This is a genomic window from Roseivirga sp. BDSF3-8, assembly GCF_041449215.1.
Lineage (GTDB): Bacteria > Bacteroidota > Bacteroidia > Cytophagales > Cyclobacteriaceae > JBGNFV01.
Genome location: NZ_JBGNFV010000001.1, coordinates 3,428,163 through 3,447,296 on the forward strand (window position 1 = coordinate 3,428,163; position 19,134 = coordinate 3,447,296).

General features: G+C 45.4%; 16 protein-coding genes. 11 read left to right on the top strand and 5 right to left on the bottom strand.

The genetic code is table 11. The features are described 5' to 3' along the window. Positions 1–12: 12 nt before the first annotated feature. From AB9P05_RS14505 to AB9P05_RS14515, 3 genes are all read right to left on the bottom strand, one after another. Positions 13–492 carry a carboxypeptidase regulatory-like domain-containing protein gene (locus tag AB9P05_RS14505; protein ID WP_371909549.1) on the bottom strand — a complete coding sequence of 160 codons (480 nt, stop codon included), beginning with the start codon at positions 490–492 and terminating at the stop codon, positions 13–15. 424 nt (positions 493–916) lie between these two features. Then, positions 917–3,358, bottom strand: a complete 2,442-nt coding sequence (locus AB9P05_RS14510; RefSeq protein WP_371909550.1) for a PspC domain-containing protein — start codon at positions 3,356–3,358, stop codon at positions 917–919. Between the two features lie 11 nt (positions 3,359–3,369). Beyond that, positions 3,370–3,702, bottom strand: coding sequence for a PadR family transcriptional regulator (locus AB9P05_RS14515; protein WP_371909551.1), 333 nt, complete (start codon positions 3,700–3,702; stop codon positions 3,370–3,372). Positions 3,703–3,912: 210 nt separating this feature from the next. Here AB9P05_RS14515 and AB9P05_RS14520 point away from each other — a divergent pair, with 210 nt between their 5' ends. From AB9P05_RS14520 to AB9P05_RS14545, 6 genes are all read left to right on the top strand, one after another. Next, positions 3,913–4,953: a quinone-dependent dihydroorotate dehydrogenase gene (locus AB9P05_RS14520; protein WP_371909552.1), complete on the top strand. Its 1,041-nt coding sequence runs from the start codon at positions 3,913–3,915 to the stop codon at positions 4,951–4,953. Positions 4,954–5,103: 150 nt separating this feature from the next. Further along, entirely contained in the window at positions 5,104–7,665 is a 2,562-nt protein-coding gene (locus AB9P05_RS14525; protein WP_371909553.1) for a DNA translocase FtsK 4TM domain-containing protein, read from the top strand. 35 nt (positions 7,666–7,700) lie between these two features. Beyond that, a complete protein-coding gene (locus tag AB9P05_RS14530; RefSeq protein WP_371909554.1) occupies positions 7,701–8,339 on the top strand; it encodes an outer membrane lipoprotein carrier protein LolA in 639 nt (212 codons plus the stop codon). A 69-nt stretch (positions 8,340–8,408) separates the two neighbouring features. Next, on the top strand, positions 8,409–9,227 hold the full coding sequence (gene pyrF / locus AB9P05_RS14535) for an orotidine-5'-phosphate decarboxylase (RefSeq protein ID WP_371909555.1): 819 nt from the start codon (positions 8,409–8,411) through the stop codon (positions 9,225–9,227). Between the two features lie 85 nt (positions 9,228–9,312). Then, positions 9,313–10,590, top strand: coding sequence for a DUF2851 family protein (locus AB9P05_RS14540; protein WP_371909556.1), 1,278 nt, complete (start codon positions 9,313–9,315; stop codon positions 10,588–10,590). Between the two features lie 2 nt (positions 10,591–10,592). Beyond that, positions 10,593–11,867, top strand: a complete 1,275-nt coding sequence (locus AB9P05_RS14545) for a hypothetical protein (RefSeq protein ID WP_371909557.1) — start codon at positions 10,593–10,595, stop codon at positions 11,865–11,867. A 54-nt stretch (positions 11,868–11,921) separates the two neighbouring features. Here the strand turns inward: AB9P05_RS14545 and AB9P05_RS14550 are convergent, their stop codons facing one another. Next, positions 11,922–12,833 (bottom strand): DUF2167 domain-containing protein, encoded by a 912-nt coding sequence (locus AB9P05_RS14550; RefSeq protein WP_371909558.1) that lies wholly within the window; start codon positions 12,831–12,833, stop codon positions 11,922–11,924. 197 nt (positions 12,834–13,030) lie between these two features. Here AB9P05_RS14550 and AB9P05_RS14555 point away from each other — a divergent pair, with 197 nt between their 5' ends. The 3 genes from AB9P05_RS14555 to AB9P05_RS14565 all read left to right on the top strand — a co-directional run bounded on the left by AB9P05_RS14555 (position 13,031) and on the right by AB9P05_RS14565 (position 15,626). After that, on the top strand, positions 13,031–13,666 hold the full coding sequence (locus AB9P05_RS14555) for an acetyltransferase (RefSeq protein WP_371909559.1): 636 nt from the start codon (positions 13,031–13,033) through the stop codon (positions 13,664–13,666). Positions 13,667–13,771: 105 nt separating this feature from the next. Then, on the top strand, positions 13,772–14,734 hold the full coding sequence (locus AB9P05_RS14560; RefSeq protein WP_371909560.1) for a rhodanese-related sulfurtransferase: 963 nt from the start codon (positions 13,772–13,774) through the stop codon (positions 14,732–14,734). 4 nt (positions 14,735–14,738) lie between these two features. Further along, a complete protein-coding gene (locus tag AB9P05_RS14565) occupies positions 14,739–15,626 on the top strand; it encodes a nucleoside phosphorylase (RefSeq protein WP_371909561.1) in 888 nt (295 codons plus the stop codon). Here the strand turns inward: AB9P05_RS14565 and AB9P05_RS14570 are convergent. Next, entirely contained in the window at positions 15,623–17,680 is a 2,058-nt protein-coding gene (locus AB9P05_RS14570) for an ATP-binding protein (protein WP_371909562.1), read from the bottom strand. The genes AB9P05_RS14565 and AB9P05_RS14570 overlap by 4 nt on opposite strands. Positions 17,681–18,054: 374 nt before the next feature. Between AB9P05_RS14570 and greA the strand changes: the two genes are divergently transcribed. Both greA and AB9P05_RS14580 read left to right on the top strand, forming a co-directional pair. After that, on the top strand, positions 18,055–18,528 hold the full coding sequence (gene greA, locus AB9P05_RS14575) for a transcription elongation factor GreA (RefSeq protein ID WP_371909563.1): 474 nt from the start codon (positions 18,055–18,057) through the stop codon (positions 18,526–18,528). 5 nt (positions 18,529–18,533) lie between these two features. Continuing rightward, on the top strand, positions 18,534–18,929 hold the full coding sequence (locus AB9P05_RS14580; RefSeq protein WP_371909564.1) for an HIT family protein: 396 nt from the start codon (positions 18,534–18,536) through the stop codon (positions 18,927–18,929). Positions 18,930–19,134: the final 205 nt, after the last annotated feature.

A 19,134-nucleotide genomic window follows, 5' to 3' on the forward strand; every position in this document is an offset into this window, starting at 1 on the left:
TGGGGTTGTTTTTTAGTAAGTGGCTTCGTTATCCAGGATCATTTCTACTTCAGTGACCTTGCCTTCTGTAACTTCCACAGGTCCTATGATTCCCTGCCCGTTGAAAGTTTTGGCATAAAGCCCCCTGTCAGTTTTAATAAAAAGGCTATAGATGCCTGGCGAAAGCTGCACGCTGAAGTGCCCCTCTTCATTCGTCTTCAGGGAGTGAAGTGGCTCCTCTGTAATCTTGTAGTAAGGTCCCTGGCCAAGGCCTGATACATTTATCGGATTATATACTTCGATAGTGCCTTGGTGGGGTTCTTCTGTGCCACGGTGCGGGGTGTCATTTTCCGGAGTGGGCATGAAATTTCCGCTTCGTTCGATTAGGGTACCGCTGATACCCTGGCTTATAGCGTCTCTGCTTGCGTCTGCGTCCTGTGATTGGTTTTGAGATGAGGCGCCACAGCCTATAGCCAGCAGGCAAAAAGTAAGTATGGTGAGTATGGAAGTCATAGATTTCAATGTAATGTCACATCGAAATAACGAAAAAGAAGTGAAAAAAGTAGAAATGGCAGACGATTCCGGTTATTAGAGGCTCTACTGGTATAGTACCCCCGTACTGGTATGGGTTTTGGCAACAATAAAAATGGATCCTGCCGAAGCACAGATCTTATAAGTTAAATGGAAAAGCTGCCGGATACCGTCGTCCATTTCCACAGGAATTCTAATATGGCTAAAACTTTTATGTGGTGCACGGAAACTTATCTGCTTATTGTAAGGCTTGGTCAGCATGCCAGAAATAGGGGCTTGCGAGATGCAATAGTCACTTAAAAAGCGATCGGGTATGTTTTTTCTGTTTTTTGAAGGAAAATAACGCGAGAATGTAACATTAAAATTCCTGCATGCCACTCAATTGGCATGCAGGAATAGTATGGTTTTACTGGTATTTACGGACAGTAGCAGACCCGAAAGTTCGTGAATCCAGGGAGCAGTCACCTTTATATGTGATCTCACTGCTACCGCTGGCTTCAGCCTCCAGTTTTTGGGAGATATAGACATGAGCCTGTGAAGTGCCTGACGTTTCTATTTCACCCGCTCCACACTCGTAGGCCAGCGCATTTAATCTTGCGCTGCCGAATAAGTCGGCATTCATCTTTTCTCCTCTTCCGGAGAGAGAGGCCAGACTGTTTCCGGAAAGGTCCAGACGCAGGTCTTGAATGTTCCCATCGATAACCAGGGCAGCCTCGTTTTCAAGGTTTGCTTCAAGGGCGTCCTGTTCAAAGCCTTCAAGCTTTAAGGTCACCTGATCTCTCAGGATTAACTCCTCAGGGGCCTCTGGCATAGTGAGCAGTATGCTGATCTGTTCGGTAATGTCATTATCGTTCAGCCGCATATTGCCATCAAACCTGATCGAAAGCTGGTCATCTGTCATATCGAAAGCAACGTCATTACCCGGATCATTACTTACCGTAGCGCTATACTTATCTCCTTTTATCACCCTGATGGTGAAACCGGCACTGGCCTGGATATCTGAGAAAGGCTGCAAACCGATTGTTTGTCCGTTGCTATCTATTGCCTCCCAATCGATAGCATCCGGTTCGGATTTCCTTATTTCAGGACAGCTCATGCATGTCAGCTCACCATTTTCATCATACATCAGCTTTTCACCTGTATAATTCCTGAATTCAGATGAATTCCAGTCCAGAATGCGAACGATGTCTCTGTCCAGGCGGAACGGTGCACCCTCAGGAATGTACAATGTGAGTCTGAGTCGCTGATTTCTGAAGACAGCATTCTCTTTATAATCAAAGCTTTGATCCAGGGTTAACACAGAATCTTCTATAACTGCGCGATACTCGATCATGCCAGCATTCTGCTCTGCCATATCTATAGTTCGTCCCCTGGCTTCAAACTCCTGCTCTAGTTGAATGATGTCTCCTTCGTACGACTTTATGCTCAACTTAGCCTCTTCATGTTTATTTGAAGGATGCCTTCCCAGCTCTATTACCGTAGTGCCCTGTGGCAGCGCAAACTCCTTAATTTCCCTGATGGTCCCCTCTCTCTGAAAGTCCCGTATTGTGGCCGGTATGGATATGGCCATTACCAGAAGACTTACGATGAGGACGGAAAGCATGGTCCATCCAAGTACCGGGTTCAACAGGCTTTTCTTACTGATAAGGGTTAAGCCTCCGATCATCATTAAGATGCTGAGCACGAACACAAAGGCTAGCAGCGCCAAGCTCGGCACCATGGGGATGCTGTTCATCAAAACGGCCATATTAATGTCCGCATGTATGAGGTTATAAGGATCCGCAAGGCCGGTAACGACGGTAAGCAGGCCTACTCCTGAAAAGAAAAATGACAAGCCAAGGATTACGAGTAGCACGCCCAATAGTATGCGTAACAGATCGCCGAGAAAAAGGAAGAGGGGACCTGCTATTGATCCTAGTCCTTTAAAAATGACAGCAATAAGCCTGAAAGGGAATAGTATGATCTTGATTAGTAGATTTTCTTCCCCATCCTTGACATTCAAGCTTTTGCGTATATTCTGTTCGATATTACTGAGCGTGACGGGCTCCCCCTGCATCTGCATTTTTTCAGTGAGCGTCTTTGCCGGGGGCATGATTACCCATAGCACAATGTAGATCAGAAATCCGGAGCCACCCAGTACCAGTAGTAATATGAATAAGATTCTGATCAATATAGGGTCCGTACCGAAATAGGCCGCCAGTCCACTGGAAACGCCGCCTAGTACCCTGTCATCAGGATCACGATACAGCCGCTTTATCTTCTTGTCTTCTTCCAGCGTGCGGCTGCCCGGTATCACGATCCAGCAAATAATGTAGCTTATAAGCATAAGGCTACTGATACTGAAAGTGACAAACAGGTCCAGCAATAATATGACAAACAGAAGCCGTACCCATAAGGGGTCTATGCCAAAGTAATGAGCAATACCTGCTGCCACGCCACCCAGTACTTTGCGGTTTTCATCCCTATAGAGCCTTTTGGTGCCTTGCGTGGTGCTCTCTGAACTGTTGGTATAGCTTTCGTTTTTACTTTCAGCACGTTGCTGGTAGTCAGACTTTCGTGCTTTTTCATCTTCCAGTACATCTTCCACAGACTGGAAGTCTCGAATACTACCCATGGTGGTCATGAGCTGTTCCACGTCCTCAGATGTAATTACTTGTTTTCCTTCCCTTAGTCTGGAAAGGAATATCTCGGCTATCCGGCTTTCTATGTCGGCTATAATTTCTTCACTATCCTCAAAAGTAGAAAAGTACCTGTTTATGCTTTCGAGGTAAGCTTTCAGCCGTTCATAGCCATCTTCCTCTATGTGGAAGATGATGCCGCTGATGTTGATACTTATATTTTTTTTCATGGTTTGCAGGTTCAAGAGGTTTTGGAAATGATCTTACGTGTAGAAGCACTTAACTCGATCCATGTGCGGTCAAGCCCTTCCAGAAAAGCAGATCCTGCAGGCGTGAGCCTGTAATATTTTCGGGGCGGCCCGCTGGAAGATTCCACCCACCTGTATTCCACAAGTCCCGCTTTACGGAGCCTTGTAAGCAGTGGGTAAAGTGTACCCTCCACAATCATGATCTTAGCTTCTGTAAGCTCTTCGAGCATGTCGGATGCGTAAACCTCCCCTCTTGCGATTATGTGCAAAATACAGAATTCAAGAATTCCCTTCCGCATTTGCACTTGTGTATTCTCAAGCTTCATATGATTTTAGGTTCATCGTTAAAGGGTATAGTACCTTGTATAACATAGTACCAATTTATACAATGTTACGGGTACTGCAAGGTACTTGTTGCAAATTTCTTTCTCTTTTTCGGTAAGCGGGAGCAAGTTGTGATGAGTGGATTGCCGAAAATACCTAGCCTGTGTCTTTTTATCTGTTATCTTTGCCGCAAAAAGCCTTCCTGTCCTATCGTGTATAAGAATCTAATTCGACCCTTTCTTTTCCGGATGCCAGCGGAAAAAGCTCATCACTTTACATTCAATCTTATCAGGCGAACCTTCCGGCTACCTGGTGTAGCTTCATTGTTTGGTTACTCCACCAGCGTGCAACACCCCGCCCTGCACCGAAAGGTATTCGGGCTTGACTTCCCCAATCCTGTAGGTCTCGCGGCTGGCTTTGACAAAGATGCTAAGCTTATAGATGAGATGGCCCGCCTCGGTTTCGGCTTTATTGAGATAGGTACGCTAACCCCCATGCCTCAGCAGGGCAACCCTCAGCCAAGGCTATTCAGGCTACAGGATGATCAGGGATTGATAAACCGGATGGGCTTTAATAATGAAGGGCTTGAAGCGGCTGTGGAAAGGCTTAAAAAAAGAAGGTCAGGGGTGATTGTGGGGGGTAACATAGGCAAAAATAAAGTGACCCCGAATGAGGAGGCTACTGAAGACTACCTGAAGGGCTTCGATACCTTATATAAGTATGTCGATTATTTTGTGGTAAATGTAAGTTCGCCAAATACTCCCGGCCTGCGAGAACTTCAGGAAAAAGAACCTCTGACCAGGTTACTTTCGACGTTGAAAGAGCGTAACACTCAGATGCCTGTGCAAAAGCCCATATTACTGAAGATTGCACCGGATCTTACCAATGAGCAACTGGATGATATCATTGATATAGTGAAGTCTGTAGGGGTGGACGGGTTAATAGCCACCAATACCACCATAGACCGGAGTAACCTTAAAACACCTGATGAGGAAGTGAAAGCTATAGGGGCAGGCGGCCTTAGCGGAAAGCCCCTAAGGGCAAGGTCCACGGAAGTGATCCGTTACATGAATGAGAAGTCTGGTGGTACCATTCCTATAATAGGTGTAGGCGGGATTATGTCAGCCAGCGATGCTTTAGAAAAACTGGATGCAGGAGCTTCTCTGGTGCAACTATATACCGGATTTATCTATGAAGGTCCCTCGCTCATCAGGCAAATTAACCAGGCCCTGATGCGTAAAGCAGGTAATTGACAGTTCTACTGCGTATATTGCCGGGATTTGGTTGGTAAAGGCGGTTTTGGAATAGTATTTTATCTTTTTCTGGCTGTGACCTACCTTCGCATATCAGCAAACCGGACCGTATAACATAAACAAGCGCTAATAGCGAACAGGCTGAGCTACATGGCAAAAAACACTTATAAATCTAAGTCTAAGAGCCCTAATACCCGCAAAAAGCAGAAAAAGGAAAGAAAGCCCTATAAGCTGAATATGTCCTTTTTGCGCGACAGGCGACTGCAACTTACGGTAGGGATGTTCCTCATTATAGCCGGTATGTATTTATTTACCGCCTTTCTGAGCTACCTCTTTACCGGCAAGGCAGACCAAAGCGTGGTGGAGGCGGCCAACGAGACAGGTCTAAGAGCCTCCGGGTTGGATACAGAAAACTGGCTGGGCTTTTTCGGAGCCCTTGTCAGCCACTTTTTTATTTACAAGTGGTTTGGCATAGCAGCATTTCTCACACCTCCTTTTCTGGTTATCCTTGGGTATCGTATTGTCTTTGAGAGGGATATAGTGCCTTTGTATCCGGCATTTAAAGTTGTTTTCTTCCTTACCTTCTGGATAAGCTTATTGCTGGGGTATGTTGTGCTCAGGTCCGACGGGCTTACAGAGTGGGGCTTTCTTTGCGGAGGAATAGGGTATGAGATGGCTTTGCTTTTTGACAGCCTCACCGGCTGGGGCACCGTACTGCTATTAGTATTTGCGCTCCTTACTTTTGTTATCTACTTTTTCAATATCACCTCCATGCTATCTGGTAAGGAAGGTCATGCCGCAACTGCAAATGATGACGATGTTGATAATGCCTCCAGGGCTAAATCTTCTGATAGCAATGGGGTAAGCGCTGTGAGTTCTGCCGCTGATACCGGTGATGAAGATGATATGCCCGGAGAGGCCCTGGAAGAAGCAAAAGAAGAGTTCGGTAAAGACAGCCCTTTTAAGGAAGACGCAGGCTACCATAGTGCAGAGGATGATTCCACAGAAGAAGACGCTCTTGACGAATCTGCTTCCTGGGAAATAAAGGACAAATCTAAACCTACCCGGACAAAAGCCGATGTGGGTGACCTATCTCTTGAGGTAGAGGAAGCACCACTTGGGGATAAGGAAGAAGATGAGGATGACAGCCTCGGCTTTATGGTCAATGAGCCCGTGAAAGAGGCTGAAGCGAACACCCAGGAAAACTATGATCCTACGCTGGACCTTGGTGCCTATAAATACCCTACTCCGGATCTGCTCAAGGAATATGACTTTGGTGATGTCCGAGTGACCAAAGATGAGCTGGAGCAAAACAAGGACAACATTGTAGAGACCCTCGTCAATTTCAAAATCGGGATCTCCTCTATTAAAGCTACGATCGGACCTACCGTAACCCTATATGAAATAGTACCGGAAGCAGGAGTAAAAATCAGTAAGATCAAGAACCTGGAGGATGACATCGCCCTCAGCCTCGCGGCCCTTGGTATACGTATCATCGCCCCTATACCCGGTAAAGGAACTATTGGTATAGAAGTGCCTAATAAGAACCGGGAAATGGTAAGTATGCACTCCGTAGTCACCACTGAAAAGTTCATGAATAGTGACAAGGAACTGCCTGTGGTGCTCGGAAAGACCATTTCAAATGAGGTTTTTGTTACCGACCTGGCTAAGATGCCCCACCTGCTTATGGCCGGTGCCACGGGACAGGGTAAGTCAGTAGGACTGAACGTACTCCTCACCAGTCTTATCTACAAAAAGCACCCCAGCCAGCTCAAGTTTGTGCTGGTAGACCCTAAGAAAGTAGAGCTGACGCTGTTTAATAAGATAGAAAGGCACTACCTGGCAATGCTACCTAACAGTGAGGAGCCAATCATTACAGATACTAAGAAGGTAATTTATACCCTAAATTCCCTGTGTATTGAGATGGATAACCGGTATGATCTGCTTAAGGATGCCGGCTGCCGGAATGTAAAAGAGTACAATAATAAATTTATCAGGCGCAGACTTAATCCTGAGAAAGGCCACCGTTTCCTGCCTTATATAGTACTAGTAATTGATGAACTTGCTGACCTAATGATGACGGCAGGGAAAGAAGTGGAGACCCCCATTGCCAGGTTGGCTCAGCTTGCCAGGGCCATCGGTATTCACCTGGTGGTAGCCACTCAGCGTCCTTCGGTAAACGTTATTACGGGTATTATAAAGGCCAACTTTCCTGCCAGGCTCTCCTTCCGTGTGACAAGTAAGGTGGATTCACGAACCATCTTGGATAGTGGAGGAGCCGAACAGCTTGTGGGTATGGGAGATATGCTTCTCAGCATGGGGTCAGATACCATCCGTTTGCAGTGTGCTTTTGTAGATACACCGGAGGTGGAATCTATTTGTGAATGGGTGGGAAGCCAGCGCGGTTACGAATCGGCATACTATTTGCCTGAGTTTTCGGGAGACGAGGAAACAGCCCCCGGGGAAGTGGATCTTTCGGAACGCGACGACATGTTTGAAGACGCAGCCCGCCTGATCGTAAGGCACCAGCAGGGTAGTACCTCACTTATCCAGCGAAAATTGAAGCTGGGCTATAACCGTGCGGGTCGCTTAATAGACCAACTGGAAGCTGCAGGAATCGTAGGACCCTTTGAGGGAAGCAAGGCCAGGGAAGTTTTAGTGCAGGACGAGTATAGTTTGGAACAATTATTGAACAGTCTGGATAATAGTTAAGAACAAGAAATAGTTAACGCTCATAATTATACGTAATGAAAAGATTAGTTGGAATTTTAATTTTACTCTTTGGCTTTCAGGTTGTAGCCCTTGCGCAATACGACGAAAAGGCCCGGACTATACTGGACAAAATGAGCGCCCAGTACCAGAAGATCCCCAGCTACAAAGCCGACTTCTCTTACATACTTACCAACGAAGCAGAGGGTTTGAATGAGGAGTTTGCAGGAAAAATAGCTGTAAAAGATAATATGTACCGCCTGAAAATGGAGGGGCAGGAAATTATCAATAATGGTGAGACCATGTGGACCTACCTGGAAGATGTTAATGAAGTAAACATTGACTACTATGATCCTGAGGATGGAGATATGTCACCTAGCAAGATCTATACTGCATACAAGGACGGATTCAAATACATCTATCTGGACCAGGAAAGTGCCGGTGATGTAAATGTTGTAGACCTGGTCCCTAATGATAAGAATAGCCAGTACTATAAGGTGCGTTTACTGATCAATAAGAGCAATAATACGCTGAAAGGATGGAAAATATTTGACAAAGCTGGTAATGTGATTCATTACGATATTAGAAACTTTAACCCTAAAGCTAACCTGCAGGACTCATATTTTGTCTTTAATGAAGATGATTACAGCGATGTAGAAGTTATTGATCTGAGATAAACAGATTTAAAGATATATTTGGAAAGGCCGTTTTGCGGCCTTTTTTTATTTTTGGCAAAATTTATCCGTATGAACCAACAGGAACTCTTTCAGGCGATTAAGGCAAAAAGCTCATTTCTATGTGTGGGGCTCGATCCTGATCCGGATAAAATGCCTCCACACCTTATGGACACTGAAGACCCTGTATTTGAATTTAATAAGGCGATTATAGAGGCTACTGCCCAATATTGCGTGGCATATAAACCCAACCTTGCCTTTTATGAAGCTATGGGCCCCAGGGGGTGGGAGAGCCTTCGCAAAACCCTGGAGATAATTCCCGAGGGTATTTTTACCATAGCCGATGCTAAGCGGGGTGATATAGGCAACACCAGCAGGCTTTACGCCCGTACGTTTTTTGAAACGTATGCTTTCGACTCTGTTACAGTAGCCCCCTACATGGGTGAGGATTCTGTAACGCCTTTTCTTGATTTTGAAGGAAAGTGGGTGATCCTTTTGGCTTTAACCTCTAATAAAGGGAGTAGTGATTTCCAACACATCCTCTCACAGCAATCCTCGGATGAACTTTATAAGCAGGTGCTCAGGACCAGTACTCAGTGGGGAAACACAAATAACCTGATGTATGTAGTGGGTGCCACGCAGGCAGGGAAGCTTCAGGAAATACGGCAGATTGTACCGGATCACTTTCTGCTAGTGCCAGGAGTAGGAGCACAGGGAGGTAGTTTGGAAGATGTCGCTAAATACGGCATGAATAAATACTGCGGGTTATTAGTCAATAGCAGTCGCGGAATTATCTACGCGTCCCGCGGTTCAGACTTCGCGGTGGCCGCCGGCGATGCCGCCCGTCATCTACAGCGACAAATGGCTGATTATCTGGATAAATATCTTTAAAGTAGAATAATTCTATCTATTTTTTGTATTTATTGCGCCCTGAAAAAGCAGGGTTTATTATTTTTGCATTTCTAACCAGTTAGAAATGCAAGAATCTTTCCTCCATTTTGTCTGGCAATACCGCCAGTTTGATCATTCCGCTCTGGCTACTACTCAGGGTGAGCCATTGCACATAGATCGGCCCGGAATATATAATCGTGCATCAGGCCCCGATTTTAGTCAGGCCCGCATGGTAATGGCTGAGGTTCACTGGGTGGGGCATGTAGAGATACATATCAAAGCCAGCGACTGGAATACCCATAAGCACCAGCATGATCCCGCCTATAATAATGTTATCCTGCATGTAGTCTGGGAAAATGACCGGGAGGTATACCGGCAGGATGGTTCTCAGATTCCTGTGCTTGAACTGAAAGACCGCATAGATCCGTTACTGATTTCCAGGTTTGACGGCCTTATGAAAGAACGTGGCACGGTACTTTGTCAGTCACAGTGGCAGGAGGTAAGGGCTCTTACCAAATTCATTATGATGGACAGGGCTCTCACGCAAAGACTTGAACGTAAGTCCTTGGCTATTCGTCAAATGCTGCGTGCAAACAATGGCGACTGGGAGGAAACAGCTTATCAGTGGCTTGGCATGCACTTTGGCTTTAAGCTTAACAACCAGAGTTTTCTGGCATTGACGCAGAGCCTGCCTTTAAAGATACTGGCCCGTAAAAGTAATGATGTACGGCAGATTGAGGCCATGATTTTCGGCATAGCCGGACTACTGGAAAATGAGCCCTCAGATACCTATTCGGCCCATCTAACCAGGGAGTTTACCATGCTCTCGGCCACTTTCGGATTACAGGAAAAAATATTACCAGGCCATATCTGGAAGTTTGCCGGTGCCAGGCCGGCTAACTTTCCTACTCTCAGGCTGGCCCAATTTGCCATGCTTATTACTGCCGAGCGAAACCTATTCTCTATGGTGTTGGATGCTAAAGGGCCCCGGGAACTTATGGAAAAGCTGAGAATTGCCCCTTCCGATTACTGGCTAAGCCATTATAATTTTGGTAAAAAAAAGAAAAGCAGGCAGAATACCATGGGAAAGCTTGCGATGGAAAATTTGCTTATCAATGTAGCAGTACCCCTGATGGCAGCAGTAGGTTTTGAAAAAGATGAGCAAGCACTGATTGACAAGGCAGTGGAATGGTTACAAGTTATACCGGCTGAAAGTAACCGTATATTAAATACCTGGAAAGAGGTGGGAGCCCCTGCCCAGAATGCCTATGACTCACAAGCAATGATCGAGTTGCATAATGAATTCTGCTCAGGAAAGAAATGCTTATCTTGCCAGATAGGAGCAGAAATCATGAAAAGTTAAAATTGGCCATATCCCTTCATATACTAATTTTAGTCATACTGTTTTATGGAGCTTACCGCCGTATATCTGTAGTCCGTAGTGGGAGGGGGGCTTTATTTTGCGGAGCTTTAGTTGTAAAGCTCAGTCTTACGCTGCTTTCCTTTTATATCCATACAGAAGTATTTAAAGCTTCTGACCTGGCTGCTTACTGGCATGATGCCCAGTCTATCGCTGACCTAATGGAAAACAAGGCAGTATCCTATTTCACCTACCTGATTGACAGCCAGGGGTCAGGCGATAGCCCGGAGCTTTTGTTGAAAAATCAGCCGCGTGCCCTGCTCTTTGCTAAAATCCTATCTTTTTTTTACGTGATTACAGCTGGTAGCGCATGGCTCACGGCCGTTTGGTTGTCAGCATGTAGCTTTGCCGCGGCCTGGTACTTGTTTGTTGTCATTAACAGGTATTTTCCAGCCCTTACTCCCGCCATCGCTTTTTCTCTGCTGTTTTATCCTTCGGCCGTATTCTGGTCTTCTGGCATTCAGAAAGAGGCCCTCGCTGTACCAATTATCTTTACTGCAACTGCTTTATTATTTCCTTTCCTTTTAAAGAAAAAGCCGGCTGCGCCAATTATTCGAGTGGCTGCAGCCCTCATGTTGTGCATAGTTTTATGGTATATCAAATACTATTATGCCATAGTATTTGTCCCACTACTTTTCGCGACAGCTTTGATAGGTGAGCTATCCCGCAGGCGGGAATACTTTTCGGGAAGGGTAAATCTGCAGTTTATACTTTGGATAAGTATTTTGATTAGTGGGGTGTTGATAGGCCGTAATATGCACATTGCTCTATCTTCAGAGCATTTTTTGTCATTGGTGGCGCGTACGCATCATCAGGTAGCTGCTTCATCTGTCCCGGAAAATGTAGCTTACATGGAAGAGCTGAAAGCTACTCCGCTTTCTTTTATCCGGTATGCTCCTCAGGCCTTTATTACCGGCCTCTTCAGGCCTCTGCCCGGCGATGGAACGGGCTCAATCCTAAGCTGGGGAGTAGCTTTGGAAAATGGTCTGTTACTGATCGTGTGCCTGCTTGGGTTTGTATTTTTTATCCGGCAGAAATTCCGGCCCTGTTCCATGGCAGTAATTGCCGGATTGGTGTATTGCCTGTCTCTGGCCGTCTTTCTGGCCTATGGCATGCCAAATTTTGGTTCACTTATGCGGTACAAGGCTTCATTTTTACCTTTTTTACTGCTCTTGGCGCTGGCCCCATTTTACCAGACCTATCCGGGTGGTAAAAAATAAGCGGGCTACCTGCCCAATGGCAAGCAGCCCGCTTGTTATTTATTCGCAATGAAATCAGGCAGTATCGCCGCCTTTCCCAAAGAAAAATTTCTTTACTCCTGCTATAACAGCCGCTCCACCGATAGCGATTACTTTCCAGAACTTGGCCAGTACAGCAAAGAATCCCACCTTAGACAAAACCTTGCCTGCGATAAGTCCTCCTACTCCATAGGCGGCTACTTTATCATATTCCGGATCATAGTCCTGGTAGCGGCTACCCTCGTTAAAGTTTACACTGGCCAGAATAGGCTCCAGGTTACTATCCATTTCTTCCAGATATTCCATTTCACCAATTCCATTAAGCAACAGATAGCCTTGGCGCCCCAGAATACGGATGTTATAATTCAAGGTAGTGGACTCCTCTTCATCAAATCTCAGCTCTTTTGCCCAGTGCAGTTTCTTGTTTTCTACGTCATAATACGGAGGACTAGCCCACCCGACTAATTCATATCCCTGGTAACCCAGCTCGCGGCGTTGCTTGCTTTCTTCCACTGCACTTTCCTGCATCTCTTCCAGCAGGTCATCATAATTAATACCCTCGGCGTCTTCATCATCAATAAAGCCTTCCTCTGCATAAGATATTTCTATGGCGTAAGTCATTGAAAGCATAGGTGACCCTTCTTCCGGGAATAGAAGTCCCATTGTACTCGGATCTTCAGGGTTACCCCAAAGCTCTTCGAGTACCTGGCGGCTTTGTGCCTTATCCAGAAATTTAAATCCTTCCGGTACATTTATTACAGCCAGGCCATCGCCCAGTTCCACTTCGCCACGCTGGTAAGTGAAGCTGGTGTCTGCAGCTATATAGCTCATGAGCAGAACACTATCTTCTGCTGTCAATGCTGTAGTATCCGTTTCTTCTACCTGGTAAGCATTTGAAGGAGTACTAAAGGCAAGAAGCGCTACAATTAGTAAGTAGATTTTTTTCATGTCGGGAGTATAAGTAGATGAGCAAGTAAAGATAGGTCTGTCTGCCCAATCGGGGGGTATAAAATGAGGAACTATACTACATAGGGCGAATTTGGCTATTATTGATGTCCTCTTTCTTTTTTGATCCCGCACCCTGATTTTTTACAAAGAAGGAAAAAGGCTAAATTTGCAGTCTGTTTTTCACAAGTTCTGACAATATGGATAACCCCGTAATCATTATAGGCGCAAAAGGTATAGCCAAGCCAGCAATGGAAATCTTTAAAAGCAATGGTGTGCTCATCTATTGCTTTCTTGATGATGATGAGTCATTGCATGGTAAAGAGATCGATGATGTTGCCATACTGGGCAGAACAGACGATGACGGCTACCTGAAGCTGATCGGAAAGAAATGTGAGGCGTTCGTAGCTACTGATGATAATGCGGTGCGAAAAAGCCTCACGGAGATGGTAAATAAGCGGCGGAAAAAGCAAGCTGTAAATGCAGTACATCAGGCTACAGCCATTGCTCCGAGTGCTTCCATAGGTCATGGTAATTTTATAAATGCAGGTATTACCGTCGGGGCTTTCTCTAAAGTGGGAAATCACTGTATATTGCACAGTCATTCTACGATTGACTTTGAGGCAAGTGTTGGTGACTTTGTCCAAGTGGGTGCCGGTGCCGTGGTAGGTAGCGGAGTAGAGATTGGTGACGAAGTGTTTATAGGCTCAGGAGCTACCATCATTCCTGGTGTAAAAGTCGGTAAAGGCGCACGGATTGGTGCAGGTTCTGTAGTAATAGCTGATGTAAAGGCGAAGCAAACTGTATTTGGTAATCCGGCCAAGCCCGTAGAATAGGCCCCTAACTTTCATATGGAACATTTAAGGCTTCACTGTGTGTTTCCTTTCATTATATAATTCTGATTTATTCCCGGACACCTTGCCTGAAACAAGGATTACGTTATGGAAAAAAATTATCTGATACTTCTTTATTATTGCTATGCTCCTATTGAAGACCCGGAAGCCTTCAGAGAAGAGCACCACCTGTATTGCCTGGAGAATGAACTTCGAGGCAGAATAATAGTGGCCTCAGAGGGCCTCAACGGTACAGTAAGCGGCACCCGTGAGGCGTGCGAGCAGTACATGAAGGATGTAAAGAGTGACCCGCGTTTTGCTCACACAGATTTTAAGGTCGAAGCACATGATAGGCACGCCTTTGCAAAATTGCATGTGCGGGTAAAGCCGGAAATCGTTCATTCCGGTCTCGGTCATCTGAAACCTTATGAAAAGACTGGTACCCATTTGAGCCCCGAGGAGTTTAAAAAGCTCAAGGACCAGCAGGATGTAGTGGTACTGGACGTACGCAGTAACTACGAGCACAACGTAGGTCGCTTTAAAAACGCTCTGACCCTTAATATTGAAAACTTCAGAGACTTTCCTGATAAGGTTAAGGAGCTGGAGCAGTATAAAGATAAAAAAGTGCTAACCTATTGCACCGGGGGCATCAAGTGTGAAAAGGCCAGTGCATACTTGCTTGAACAAGGCTTTAAAGACGTGTATCAGTTGCATGGAGGCATCATAAAATATGGCATTGAGGCGGGCGGTGAGGATTTTGAAGGGAAATGTTATGTGTTTGATAACCGGCTTACGGTAGATGTGAATTCAGTAAATCCTACTGTAATATCCCAGTGCTTTGTTTGTGGTACCAAAAGTGACCGTATGGTAAACTGTGCCAATCCGGTATGCAATAAACACGTTGCTATTTGCGAAGAGTGCGGGTGGGAACTGGAGGGAGCCTGCTCTCCGGAGTGCATGGCCATTCCTGATAAACGCGAATATGACGGCTCCGGCTACTACCAGAAAGGAATGAATGGGTATAATCCCGCAAAAGGCCTGAAGCGCCGCCACGATGACATCACAACCTAGATATATGCTTAACCAAAACCTAACACAGCCTATTCCGGAATCTGAACTCATCCTGAATGATGACGGAAGTGTCTACCACCTGAACCTCAAGAGAGAACATGTGGGGGATATCATTCTGACAGTGGGCGACCCTGACCGTGTGGAAAAGGTCAGCCAGCATTTTGATTCGATCGATCACAAAATCCAACGCAGGGAATTCAAGACCCACACAGGCAGATTGGGTAATAAACGTCTATCGGTCATAAGTACAGGTATGGGTACCGATAATGTCGAAATACTGATGACCGAGCTGGATGCGCTCGTGAATATCGACCTGGAGAAGAGAACCATCAAAGAGGATATTACCAAACTCGAAATCATCAGACTTGGTACTTCAGGAGGCTTACAACCGGAAGTGGAAAACGGCTCCTGCATTCTAAGCCGGTATTCTGTGGGACTGGATACGCTGATGAACTTTTATGAGCTGGAACAGGAACCCATGGAGACTGCCTTGGCAACATCACTACAGGAGACCATCGGACTCGGCTTCCTCCCTTATGTGGTACAGGCGTCAGAAAACCTTCTTGCCCGTTTTCAGGAAGTAGGAGAGGAGGGGATCACCCTTACGGCCCCCGGATTCTATGCCCCTCAAGGGCGAGCTATCAGGTTATTGCCTTTCCGTAATGACCTGATTGATCAGTACCGTGACTTCAGGCATCAGGGAATACGTATTTCTAACTTTGAAATGGAAACGGCCGGCTACTATGCGCTTGGCCAGATGTTTGGCCACGAGTGCCTGAGCTGTAATGCCATCATAGCTAACAGGTCAGAGAACAGCTTCTCTACTGATCCCGGTAAGGTGGTTGAGGAAATGATAAAAAAGGTATTGGGTATAATAAGCAGACAGGCTTAAACAACCACCAGTTCCTGCGAAGAAACATAGGGGAGGGTAAACCGGATGGAAGAGCCCGCCCCTTCTTTGCTTTTTATGTGCAACTTGCCGCCGTTTTTCTCTATAAACTCCTTTACCAGCATCAGCCCCAGGCCTGTCCCCTTTTCATTGGCAGTACCATTTGTCGTATGCTTCTGATCTATACGGAAAATCTTTTTGACGGCCTCTTCGGTCATGCCTACACCATTATCTGATACAGTGATGGCTACCTCATTATTCTTGTGAACAGCGCTTAGCTTTATCTGGCCGCCCTGGTGGGTAAATTTGATCGCATTACTGAGCAGATTCCGGATTATTGTATTTGTGGTATTTCTATCTGCAAAGACCTGTATTCCCTCTTTTGCTTCCACTTTGACCCGGATATTCTTATTGGATGCCTGGTTACACAGTAGTTGAACATTATCGTGTAGTATTGCAGTAATATCCATTTTTTCTGGCTTTACATCGATATTGTCCGTTTGTGTGCGGGCCCATTCCAGCAGGTTTTCAAGAAGGCTGTATAGGTTTTCCACGGATTTATCCAGGTCTGTCGCCAGCATCTGAATCTCCTCCTTGGTCAGGCTGTCTGTATGGTTTATCAGCAGGCTTGAGAAAGAAGAAAGGCTATTGAGTGGCCCTTTAAGATCGTGGCTTATAATGCTGAAAAACTTATCCTTTGTCGCATTAAGCTGCTCAAGCTGGTCGTTTTTCGTTTCTATTTCCTTGTTCCTCGCTTTCAGAATTTTATTAGTCCGTTTTTTACTGAGGTAAAGGAATAAAGACAAAGCTACCACCAACAGCATAGTCAGGGAGATCAGCACGAGGAAGTTTTTTTGCGTTTTCTGCCTGTCTATTTCCAGGTGACCTATTTCAGTGTCTTTGCGGAGCATTTCTATTTCATCCTCCTTACGCTTTATCTCATAGCGGCTTTGCATTTCCGCCATTTTGCGATCGCTTTCCTCACTATAAATAAACTCACTAATAGCGATGAGAAGGTCTTTATACTGCAGGGCTTTTTTATAGTTGCCCAGTGAAGCGTATGTCTCATAGAGTGCTTCGAAAGACTCACGGATTACGTTTTTATCATTACTTTTTTCTGCATAATCCAGCCCCTTGTGCAGGTAGTCCAATGCCAGGCGATGGCTGTCCTGCTTCAGAGCCAGGAGGCCTATGAGGTTATAAGTTTTGGCCTGTCCGCGGACGTTCTCATTTTTGGCAAACAGCTTATTAGACTCCGTCAGCAGCGCCTCACTGCTTTGCAGAGTTTTTAGTTCATTCGCATGTCGGCCAAGAGTCAGAAGTACTTCGGCTTCACGGTCTGTACGGTTTCGCGTAGCGAAGGCATGCTGGGCCTGCCTTAAAAATGTAAGGGCTACACCGTATTGTCTCTCCTTTATATTAACCCGGCCTAATCCAAACAGTGCCTCACCTTCCAGGAGAAGCTCACCTTCCTGCCGGGCAGTTTCCAGCGCAAGTCTATACGCACTTAGCGCTTTCGGCCGGTTATCTATTTCCAGAAATATCTGTCCTTTAAGTAAAGCAATACGGGCCTGTTCTCCACCCAGGTCATTGGCTTCTGCCAGGAGGTTTGCTTTAAGCAAACTTTCCAGGGATTTATAATAACTGCCCACTCCCAGGTACGTCTCAGCTATACATATAAGTGTACGCGCCTGCATGTGAGGGCGTATCAGCTCTTCTTCTATTTTAAGAGCATCCAGGGCATATTGCAAAGCCCGTTCATGATCAGAGAGGACGGTGCGGTTTATATCCGACATTTGGCGGAGAGCTTCCGCTTCCATACCTCTGTCTTTAAGTTTTCTGGATTTCTGAAGTGCCTCACCTGCCTTTTTCAATGCCATGGCGGGGTCCTCTTCCAGGTATGCCTTTGCTATTTCGAGCAGTAATGCGGGTCGTTTACTGTCTTCTGCCAGAATAAGTTGCACCTCCAGGCTGTCTGCAGGCGATTTACTGCCGGCCTGTGAGCCTGATGATAAGCATCCTAACAAAAGAAGAAACAACGTTATTCTGCGGAACATGATCGAATTATCAGGTGTTTAGTTACCTATTCTGTTTTCGGAGTCTTTAACCTAAAATTGTAGATTTAATTGTACGGGGAGTGGTGCACAATGCCACCCAATCTTACATTCGTATTTATTTTGGGTAGAAGTGAATAGTATGGATAAACTGGCTGCCATTGTTTGCCAATTTGAAATTCCGTATTTTTGGACCTTACACCACAAATTTGGGATCGCCATCGATTCTTTTTTATGCCGGAAATACCCGGTTATTTTATTTTAAAAGCAGATGGGGTCCTGATTCCAGGTTTTATTAGTTAGTGATGAGACGGTTTCCATCGGGAACCGTTGTTTTATTGTTGAATTTCTTTTACAGATAAGAATAAAAGTAGAGTATGGCACAGGTTTCATATTATACAGAAGAGGGGCTTCAGAGACTTAAAGATGAGCTTAATCATCTGAAAACCAAAGGTAGAACCGATATCGCCCGCCAGATCGCTGAGGCGCGTGACAAAGGTGACCTTAGTGAGAATGCCGAATACGATGCAGCGAAGGATGCTCAGGGTCTGCTCGAATTAAAGATTTCCAAATTAGAAACTATTGTCGGCAATGCCCGCGTCATTCGGGAGGGAGACGTTGACACCTCCAAGGTGTCCATTCTTTCAAAAGTTAAGATCAAAAACATAAAGAATGGCGCAACCATGACTTACCAGCTTGTTTCTGAGGAGGAGGCTAACCTCAAGCAGAACAAGATATCAGTTAAATCACCCATTGGAAAGGGAATTCTGGGCAAGAAAGTAGGAGAAAAGGCTGTAGTGGAAGCCCCGGCAGGAAAGATGGAGTTTGAAATTCTTGAAATCAGCATCTAATCTATATGCCTTCTATCTTTACTAAAATTATCAATCGAGAAATTCCTGGTCATATTGTGGCTGAGGATGAGAACTTTATCGCCTTTCTCGATATCAATCCACTCGCAAAGGGACATACTCTGGTAGTACCCAAAAAGGAGGTCGATTATATATTCGATCATGACGATGAGTCGCTGGGAGGCCTTATGGTATTTTGTAAAAAAGTAGCAAAAGGGCTTGAAAAGGCTGTTCCCTGCCTTCGCATAGGTATTGCTGTCATTGGAGTGGAAGTGCCTCATACCCATGTTCACCTCGTGCCGCTGAATAGCATGGATGACATCAACTTTAGCCGCCCTAAACTTTCCCCTTCCTCAGAGGAGCTCAAGGCTGTGGCGGATGCTATATCTACTCAAGTCCGGTAGATAATCACCTATAAATAAGTTACCGGAATAAGGGTAATTATCCCGAAAAGCCTGGTTCCCTTGTGAGCCAGGCTTTTTTTTACCGTGTAATTTTCTCTTTTATCTGCTTCCTTTTAGAGTATTAATTTCACTATGCTGGGATATTCATTTGCTTTTCAGTCTTTTAACTTATTTTTCAAATTAGGATTCTTATTTAAGTTTTTCT

Coding starts and splice junctions, on each gene's coding strand:
- AB9P05_RS14505 (WP_371909549.1), bottom strand. CDS start 492: ATGACTTCCATACTCACCATACTTACTTTTTGCCTGCTGGCTATAGGC.
- AB9P05_RS14510 (WP_371909550.1), bottom strand. CDS start 3,358: ATGAAAAAAAATATAAGTATCAACATCAGCGGCATCATCTTCCACATA.
- AB9P05_RS14515 (WP_371909551.1), bottom strand. CDS start 3,702: ATGAAGCTTGAGAATACACAAGTGCAAATGCGGAAGGGAATTCTTGAA.
- AB9P05_RS14525 (WP_371909553.1), top strand. CDS start 5,104: ATGGCAAAAAACACTTATAAATCTAAGTCTAAGAGCCCTAATACCCGC.
- AB9P05_RS14530 (WP_371909554.1), top strand. CDS start 7,701: ATGAAAAGATTAGTTGGAATTTTAATTTTACTCTTTGGCTTTCAGGTT.
- pyrF (WP_371909555.1), top strand. CDS start 8,409: ATGAACCAACAGGAACTCTTTCAGGCGATTAAGGCAAAAAGCTCATTT.
- AB9P05_RS14540 (WP_371909556.1), top strand. CDS start 9,313: ATGCAAGAATCTTTCCTCCATTTTGTCTGGCAATACCGCCAGTTTGAT.
- AB9P05_RS14550 (WP_371909558.1), bottom strand. CDS start 12,833: ATGAAAAAAATCTACTTACTAATTGTAGCGCTTCTTGCCTTTAGTACT.
- AB9P05_RS14555 (WP_371909559.1), top strand. CDS start 13,031: ATGGATAACCCCGTAATCATTATAGGCGCAAAAGGTATAGCCAAGCCA.
- AB9P05_RS14560 (WP_371909560.1), top strand. CDS start 13,772: ATGGAAAAAAATTATCTGATACTTCTTTATTATTGCTATGCTCCTATT.
- AB9P05_RS14565 (WP_371909561.1), top strand. CDS start 14,739: ATGCTTAACCAAAACCTAACACAGCCTATTCCGGAATCTGAACTCATC.
- AB9P05_RS14570 (WP_371909562.1), bottom strand. CDS start 17,680: ATGTTCCGCAGAATAACGTTGTTTCTTCTTTTGTTAGGATGCTTATCA.
- greA (WP_371909563.1), top strand. CDS start 18,055: ATGGCACAGGTTTCATATTATACAGAAGAGGGGCTTCAGAGACTTAAA.
- AB9P05_RS14580 (WP_371909564.1), top strand. CDS start 18,534: ATGCCTTCTATCTTTACTAAAATTATCAATCGAGAAATTCCTGGTCAT.